The following is a 6,205-nucleotide window of genomic DNA, read 5'->3' on the forward strand; positions in this document are numbered from 1 at the left end:
AACTTCGGAGTCAGGAAATGGCACGCGATCCACGAAGGAGCGACGTCATGACCGTCGGCACCATTGCGGTCGAAGCCGAGGTGATCAGGCGCCCGATGCTCGCCGAGGTCGTCGCCAACCGGCCGCTCACACCTCACCTGCGCCGCATCACCCTGACCGGCGCCGAGCTCGACCGCTTCGGCTACGAGGGGCCGGACCAGCTGGCACGGATCTTCCTCGCCCCCGCGCCCGGTGCCGAACTGCACCTGCCGGACTCGGCGCAGTGGTGGCCCGCCCTGCAGGCCATGCCGGCGGAGCGGCGACCGGTGGTCCGCAACTACACGGTCCGGCGCCTGGACGCCGGGCGGCGCGAGCTGGACGTCGACTTCGTGCTGCACGGCGACGGCGGGCCGGCCTCCGCCTGGGCGCGCAGAGCCGCGCCCGGCGACCGGATCGGCGTGCTCAGCGACGGGGCCGCGTACGCCCCGCCCGCCGACACCGACTGGCAGCTGCTCGTCGGCGACGAGACGGCCATGCCGGCGATCACCGCGGCTGTCGAGGCGCTGCCGCCGGACGCGCGGGCGATCGCGCTGATCGAGGTGGGGTCCGCGGAACACGAGATCGAGGTGCGCACGCCGGCCGGGGTCACGCTGACCTGGCTGCACCGGGGCGGCGCACCGGCGGGCGGCAGTGCCGTGGTGATCCGCACGCTGCGGGACATGGCGTTGCCGGCCGGCACGCCGTACGCCTTCGTCGCGGGCGAGTCCGCCATGGTCACGACCGTCCGTCGGCACCTGTGCACCGAACGCGGCATCGCCAAGGAGCGCGTCTACTTCGGCGGCTACTGGAAGCTCGCCCCGCACTGAGCGCCCGGCGACCGGTGTGCCCGCGGGGCACCCGGAGCCGCCGCGCGCAGGGCAGCCGCCGGCGTACGCGCCCCGGGGCCCGCGACCAGCCCACGGTCAGGGCGCGCCGGGATCCACTGCGCGCGACCGGGCCGACGCGTCGGTGCGGTGGTGCTGGCGCCGCGCGGGTCGCAGCAGGCCGCGGGCGACCAGTTCGACGGTGAGGACGACGGCGACGGCCTCGACCGCGAGGAGCCCGACGAGCACCACCAGCTGCGTCACCCCGGCGGCCAGGGGGCTCGCTCCACCGAGCAGCACCCCGACGAACGCGCCCGGCAGGGTCACCAGGCCCACCGTCCGGGTCTGGTCCAGTGCGGGGACCAGTGCCTGCCCGGCCGCCGGACGGCACACCAGCAACACCGCCTCGCGTGGCAGCAGGCCCAGGGCCAGGCCGGCCTCCACCTCACCGCGCCGGCTGGTCAGCTCGTCCAGTGCCCGGCGGCCGGCCAGCGAGGTGGCGGTCATCGCCCCGCCGATCAGGATCCCCGCCACCGGAACGATCGCGATGCCCCGCAGCGGCACCAGGCCCGACAGCAGCAACCCCAGCACCACCAGCATGCTGCCCGCGACGATCGGCGCGCCAGCCCACCACCCCCGCCTGCCGCCCGTGACGCGCCGGCCGGAGGTGGCCGCCGCCACGGCGCACATCAGGGCCACGAACGCGGCAGTGGCCCAGAGCGACGCCACGATGGCCGCGATCAGCAGCGACACCGCACCCAGCTGGACCGCGGCACGGACGGCGGCGACCATCACCTGCCGACCGTGGCCCAACTTCCCCATGGTCACGACGGCCGCCGCCACGAGGGTCAACACCACCAGCGCGACGCCGAGCTTCGGGCCGACCACCAACATCGTCGAGGACATGCGGTCAGTCTCCCGCCACCCCGACGGCCAGCGCGCACGACGCCGGGCCGCGTGCGCCGACCGCCCCTGCGGATCAGTTCCAGGCCATGTCGATGGCGCGCTCGAAGTTGACGTAGCCGGCCCTGGCGAAGGCGTTCGCCAGGGCACGTTGCCCAGGGGCGCACCGCCCGTGCCGGGTGGGCGCGCGGCGATCGGACCCGCGGTTCCGATGATCACCATCATGCGCAGGAGCGGCCCGGGGTACAACGCCCGGCCCGGCACCGTGCCATGACCTGCCGCCATCACGAACGGGGGCGGCGGTGGAACCGTGCGCGGGGCCGCACCGGAGTCCCGGTCGCCGCACCCGCTCGCCGCTGGATCGTCCGGGGAAGGTCGGCCCGCCCGTGCGCCCCCTGACACCCGGTGTGACGGCCGACGAACCGGGGACCTAGGCGTTGGCGGGATCCTCCCCGGCCGCGGGCCGGTAGCAGCCGCTGGCCAGGATCACGGCGACGCGGTCCCGGCTCGCGGTGGTGGTGAGGCTGATCGTGATCCCCGTGCCGGGGTCACGCATGGACACGGCGCCCCGGGTACCGTCGGCGAAGGTGCGGTCCTCGGTGATCTCGTAGCCCTGCTGCCGCCACATGTCCCGGATCCGCCGCAGCGTGGCGATCTGGTCGGCGGGCGGGACCGGAAGGCCGGCGAAGCCACTCAACGTCCACCGTCCGTCGTCGGCGATCTCGCCCCGCTGGCCCTGGCAGGGCGAGGTGTTGGTCCGCCAGCCGTCCAGCGCGGCCCCGGCGGTGGCGGCGACGGCCTGGGCACGCGCCTCGGCCAGGGTGCTCACCTCGGCGACTGCCTTGGTCTGCAACGGGTCGTCCTTTCCTGAGGAGCCGGGGTCACCGCCGGTGCAGGCGGTGGCAGGCACCAGTACGGCCGCCAGGGCCACCGCCTGCCACCAGGGCGTGCGGTGCGGCGGGGTCATGGTGCTTTGCCGTGGTCGAGTGCGGCGGCCTCGTAGTCGCCGACGATGACCGCCGCCTGGGAGCGCAGCATCTGGCTGTTCTGCGCCCAGTATCCGCTGTGGCCCGAGGTGTCGACGTGCAGGACGTTGCCGCCGAACTCCGGGTCGTGCGGGGCGGGACCGTGGATGCCGACGAGGCCGTCGACCAACCACTCCCCGACGACGGGTACGCCGTCGAGCCAGCCGATCGTCTCCTCCGGTCGTGCGACGACGGTGTCGTCGGCCGCGGCGCCGGCCCACACGTGTCTCGGGTCGATGTTGAACTCGCTGGCGTTCTCGACGCGCATGCCGGGACTGCCGACGGCGATCATGTCGTCCGCGGCGAGGCCGTCGCCGTTGCTGGCGGCCTCGCCGAGAACGGTCGAGCCGTAGCTGTGGCCGATGGCGGTGAGGTGGGAGGGACTGTCGTCGTGGGAGGCGCGGAGCCCGTCGACGAAGCCGTCGAGCGCGCGGGCGCCGGCCTCGGACTTGGCTCCGAACACGGCGCTGACGATGTCGAGGTTGGCCGACGGGGTGTCGTAGCCGAGCCAGGCCACGACGGCGACGTCGGTGCCGGCGGGAGCGAGCTCGATCGAGGCTTCCTGCAGGTCGTTGGCCCGCCCGATCAGGCCACGGATGTCGTCGAGCTCGGTGCCGACCCCGGGCACGAGGACCGCGGTGTGGGCGGCGGTGTCGGGGTTACCGATCGCGACCGCCGCCTTCCCCTCGCCCGTCGGATCGACCGAGAGCAGGTAGAGCCGTTTGTGCGGCACCGCGTTCTCCGCGCCTTCCAGCTTGTCCAGCAGCATCAGCGCGGTGGCGTGCTGCGGGTTGTCCCGGTCCCGGTGGTGCGCGACGTTGTCACCGACGAACGTGCGCAGCGCCAGCTGGTTCGCCGCGTCCCGGTCGGTGGCGGGCAGTCCGTCGAGAGCGCCGATCCGCTCCGGGTAGGCGGTGAGGTAGACCTGCCGCTCGTCGTCGGACAGGCCGCTCCACCAGGCGTGCACGTCGGCGGGGCTGCTGCCCGGCGCGGGGATGTCGTCCTCGCCCAGTTCGAGCGCCGCGGCGGCGGCGAGAGCGCCGCTGTTGGCCCTGTTGTACTCCCAGGCGAACTGCCCCGGCGCGCTGGCCTTCAACTGGGTCAGGGCGCGGGCGATCCGGCTGTCGGCCTCGGTGGCCTCGGTGACGATGCGCGCGATGAGGTCGGTGTAGGTCGCGGCGTTCTGGACATGCCGGCGGTGAACGAGTTCCGCGTCCGGGTCGTGCCTCTCCCCTGTCGACATCGTCGGCGTGGACACCCGGCCCGCGTCGTCCACGGCCAGTCCGAGGGATCGGGCGGCGCCGACGGCCGACTCCAACCGCTGCTGCAGGTCACCGAACTCCTGCGCCGCTTCCCGTAACACGCTCGCGGCGGTCCGCGTGTGCAGGCTCGCGACCTCGAACTCGTCATCGAGCTCGTCCAGCCGGCCCAACGCCGCACTGGCGGCCGGCCCCTGCCAGCCCGAGCCGCGCAACGGCCGGGTCAGCTCGGCGCCACACCGCTCCTCCAGCTTCGCGCAGGCCCGCGACAGCTCCGTCCAGGCCTGCGCGGCGTCCCGGAGCGGGGCGACGCGCGCCTCGCGCAGGTCCGCGTACGTCACCACCGAGCGGTCACCGCCCCCCGATGTCGAAGTGGGCGGCGCTGGCCTCGTCGCTGTATCGATAGTCCATCGCGCAGCCCTGCAGAGCGTCGCCCATCTGCGCCAGGTAGCCGTCCAGCTTGGTCAGGTCGTCCGACCACGACCAGCGCAGCTGCTCCAACGCCGCCCGGGTCTGCCAGCCAGGCAGGCCGGCGACCGCGGCCCGCGTCTCGTCTCCGAGGTCGGAGACACCGCGCCGCAGATCGTCGCGCAGGTCGTCGCACACACGCGACGCCTTCTCCAGCAACTCCGGCTCGACGTGAAGTTCGATCACTGGGTGGCCTCCCGCGAAGATCGGTGCGAGCCTACATAACCACACGCACGCACCCCGCGGATCGGTCGCCTCAGCCGGTGCCCAGCCCGGCCAGCAGGTCGCCGGCGCGCCGCACCGTCCACGGGTGACCGGGCCTGCCGGTCACCGTCACCACCGTCGAGCCCGGCGCGACCGGACCGGAAACGGGGACCAGCCGGTCGAGGGCGTCGGGGTCGACGGCGCCGGCCAGAACGGTGCGGCCGGCCATGTCGGGCAGCACGCGGAGCTCGCCAGTGGCCGCCGACGCCGCCGCGCGAACGGCGGCCAGGTCGGGCGGCACCTCGGTGTAGGTGTGGTCCGCGTGGCCCACCAGGATCCGGTCGGCGCGCCCGGCGGCGTGCCAGGCCAGCAGGTCGAACACCGTGGCGCGGTGGCCGCCGAGGAAGTGCTCCCACTGGTCGGCGGCCGCCCGGGCGAGCTGGTCGCCGTGCCGGTCGACGCTGTGGCCGTAGCCGCGGCCGGTCAGGGTCAGGTCGGTCCAGAGCAACCGCCGGGTGTGCAGGTCCACGACCATCGGCAGCAGCATCCGGGCGTTGCCGCGCAGGTCGAACCGCTGCGCGACCCGCGCCCCGTCGAACTGCTCGCCCCGGGTGAGGGGCAGCATGACGCCGGCGATGGCCGCCGTGAGGGCCTCGAACGGCACGGCGTTGTAGCTGAGGACGGTCGGCACGGCGTAGTGCACGCCGTGCTCGGCGAGACGGGCCAGGTGCAGGTCGAGGAACTCGGTGGCCCCGAGCGGAGCCGGGGCGGAGGTGAGGTCGCCGGAGTGGATCGCGCCGCCGTCGGCGAAGCGCAACCGGGTGAAGTCGCAGTGGCCCACCCGCCGCCAGCCCTGGTCGAAGAACACGCAGGACAGGTCGAGGTCGACCCGGGTGGCGCCCGGGTCCTCCCAGTGCAGGAAGAACCGCAACACCTCGGCGTCGGGCAGCGCCCGCACACTGCCCCGTGGCCACCCCGCCAGCTGCGCCGAGGCGGCCCGCTCCCGCATCGGCGCGGGCACCTCGGCCAGGGCGGCGTCGACGACCGCCACGTCGAACCGGCCGAGCCGGGCCGCGCGGGAAATCAGCTCGGCGTCGACCAGCTGGCGTACCGCGCTGATCGCCGTCGCCGGCACCGGCGGGCGTCGCTCGGGCTCGGTCCAGGTGGTCACGACGCTGCCGCGGGGATGGAAGACCCGCCGGGGCATTCCGGGGCCGGGCCGGCCACCGACGATCCCGGGCTCCTCGACGGCGCCGTCCACGGCCGGCGCCTCGGCGGGAGGCGGCGCCTCGGCGGGAGGCGGCGCCTCGGCGGGAGGCCGGAGCCCCCGCAGGAAGGCGGGGCGGTCACCGCGCACGGCGCGCGCGACGGCGCGGAGAACGTCGCCCAGGCCGACGGCGAGCGCCGGGGCGGCACCGGTGTGATCGGCCTTGCGGGCAGCCGTTGGCCTCGAACCGGTCCAGGTAGTCGGTGATCGCCGCACGCCTGCCCTGGCGCACGCCCG

General features: G+C 74.7%; 6 protein-coding genes. 1 reads left to right on the forward strand and 5 read right to left on the reverse strand.

The genetic code is table 11. The annotated features are described in order from the left end of the window. Positions 1-47: 47 nt before the first annotated feature. Positions 48-845 carry a siderophore-interacting protein gene (locus AB0G13_RS13935; protein WP_357873496.1) on the forward strand — a complete coding sequence of 266 codons (798 nt, stop codon included), beginning with the start codon at positions 48-50 and terminating at the stop codon, positions 843-845. Between the two features lie 96 nt (positions 846-941). Here the strand turns inward: AB0G13_RS13935 and AB0G13_RS13940 are convergent, their stop codons facing one another. The 5 genes from AB0G13_RS13940 to AB0G13_RS13960 form a co-directional block, all read right to left on the reverse strand. Continuing rightward, positions 942-1,748 (reverse strand): ABC transporter permease, encoded by an 807-nt coding sequence (locus tag AB0G13_RS13940; RefSeq protein WP_357873499.1) that lies wholly within the window; start codon positions 1,746-1,748, stop codon positions 942-944. Between the two features lie 427 nt (positions 1,749-2,175). Next, positions 2,176-2,712, reverse strand: coding sequence for a hypothetical protein (locus tag AB0G13_RS13945; protein ID WP_357873502.1), 537 nt, complete (start codon positions 2,710-2,712; stop codon positions 2,176-2,178). After that, the gene (locus AB0G13_RS13950; RefSeq protein ID WP_357873504.1) at positions 2,709-4,373 is read right to left on the reverse strand and encodes an alpha/beta hydrolase; all 1,665 of its coding nucleotides are present in this window, start codon (positions 4,371-4,373) and stop codon (positions 2,709-2,711) included. Before AB0G13_RS13950 ends, AB0G13_RS13945 begins: the two co-directional genes overlap by 4 nt. Positions 4,374-4,380: 7 nt before the next feature. Beyond that, positions 4,381-4,683: a hypothetical protein gene (locus AB0G13_RS13955; protein ID WP_357873508.1), complete on the reverse strand. Its 303-nt coding sequence runs from the start codon at positions 4,681-4,683 to the stop codon at positions 4,381-4,383. Between the two features lie 70 nt (positions 4,684-4,753). After that, a partial coding sequence (locus AB0G13_RS13960) for a TerD family protein (RefSeq protein WP_357873511.1) occupies positions 4,754-6,205 on the reverse strand: 1,452 nt, incomplete at its 5' end.

The organism is Micromonospora sp. NPDC023633, from assembly GCF_040640035.1.
Classification (GTDB): domain Bacteria; phylum Actinomycetota; class Actinomycetes; order Mycobacteriales; family Micromonosporaceae; genus Micromonospora.

Excerpts from the sequence above, each read along its gene's own strand:
- AB0G13_RS13935 (WP_357873496.1), top strand. The coding sequence starts at position 48 with ATGACCGTCGGCACCATTGCGGTCGAAGCCGAGGTGATCAGGCGCCCG.
- AB0G13_RS13940 (WP_357873499.1), bottom strand. The coding sequence starts at position 1,748 with ATGTCCTCGACGATGTTGGTGGTCGGCCCGAAGCTCGGCGTCGCGCTG.
- AB0G13_RS13945 (WP_357873502.1), bottom strand. The coding sequence starts at position 2,712 with ATGACCCCGCCGCACCGCACGCCCTGGTGGCAGGCGGTGGCCCTGGCG.